The sequence below is a fragment of the Peribacillus sp. NPDC056705 genome (assembly GCF_043656335.1).
Genome location: NZ_JBHTYI010000216.1, coordinates 1 through 1,249, shown reverse-complemented (window position 1 = coordinate 1,249; position 1,249 = coordinate 1). Strand labels below are relative to the sequence as shown.

Sequence of the window (1,249 nt, the reverse complement as noted above, 5' to 3'; positions counted from 1 at the left end):
GGTATATCGAACCTAAAGGAGTGGTAGTCAATGGATCATTCACTGCATGCTAGATATGGACTGAAACGGGTAGTTAATGCCAGCGGCCGCATGAGTATTCTGGGGGTGTCGGCACCGACGGATACGGTTATGGAAGCGATGCGGGTCGGCGGCCAGAGTTATGTTGAGATTGCCGACCTTGTGGATAAAGCAGGGGATTACATCGCACGAATTCTCGGGTCAGAAGCAGCAGTTGTGGTTAATTCCGCTTCAAGCGGTATAGCACTTTCAGTTGCCGGCATCGTGACTCAGGGGAATCGAAGACGCAGCGATCGTCTGCATCAGGAACCGATTGCCAAGAACGAAATCATTATGTTCAAGGGACATAACGTTCAGTATGGTGCACCGGTGGAAACCATGGTGTACCTTGGCGGTGGCCAAGTGGTTGAGGTTGGTTATGCAAATGAAGGACGCAAAGAGCACATTGCTGAGGCTATTAATGAGCGGACGGCTGCGATTTTGTACGTGAAGTCTCATCACTGTGTACAGAAGAACATGATTTCCGTAGAGGAGGCCGCGGAAGTGGCACAAGCACACGGAATCCCGTTCATTGTGGATGCCGCTGCGGAGGAAGATATTCAGAAATACGTGAAGTATGGTGATCTTGCCATTTATAGCGGCTCCAAGGCGATCGAGGGTCCAACATCAGGCATCGTCGGCGGGAAGCGACAGTACATTGAATGGGTTAAAGCTCAATTGCACGGTATCGGGCGAAGCATGAAAGTGGGCAAGGAGACGACGTTCGGCTTGCTTCAGGCGTTGGATGAGTATACGGTGAAGGAAGACAAGAGTGAGCAGGAGAAGGCTGCGCTCGAAGAAATGAAAGTTTTATCGAATATGCCGGGTGTTGACGTGACTATCGTACAGGATGAAGCGGGACGAGCGATCTTCCGCGGACGTGTAAAAGTAGATGCGGAAGTAGCGGGTGTCAGTGCGAAGTTGATGAACGATCAGCTTCGCGAAGGGGATATCGCCGTCTACACGCGGGATTATGGCGTACGTCAGGGATATTTTGACATCGATCCACGCTCGCTATCCGGGGATGATCTACAGGTTATCATAACAAGAATACAGCAAATTGCAGGGGGACAATAATATGGCGAATATGGACAAGCGACTTTACAAGAACCGTGCGGCATTAAACGTGCTGGCGGGGAGCATTCAGAACGCAAAGGAAGTATTTGAAGCATCGGAAGGGCATGTATTGGTT

The 1,249-nt window shown here is 50.5% G+C and carries 2 protein-coding genes; both read left to right on the top strand.

Translation table 11 applies throughout. The features are described 5' to 3' along the window. The first annotated feature begins 30 nt into the window (after positions 1–30). Entirely contained in the window at positions 31–1,134 is a 1,104-nt protein-coding gene (locus ACFRAK_RS29060) for a DgaE family pyridoxal phosphate-dependent ammonia lyase (protein ID WP_394573206.1), read from the top strand. Position 1,135: 1 nt separating this feature from the next. After that, positions 1,136–1,249 (top strand): KDGP aldolase (locus tag ACFRAK_RS29055; protein WP_394573207.1); only part of this gene is annotated, 114 nt, incomplete at its 3' end.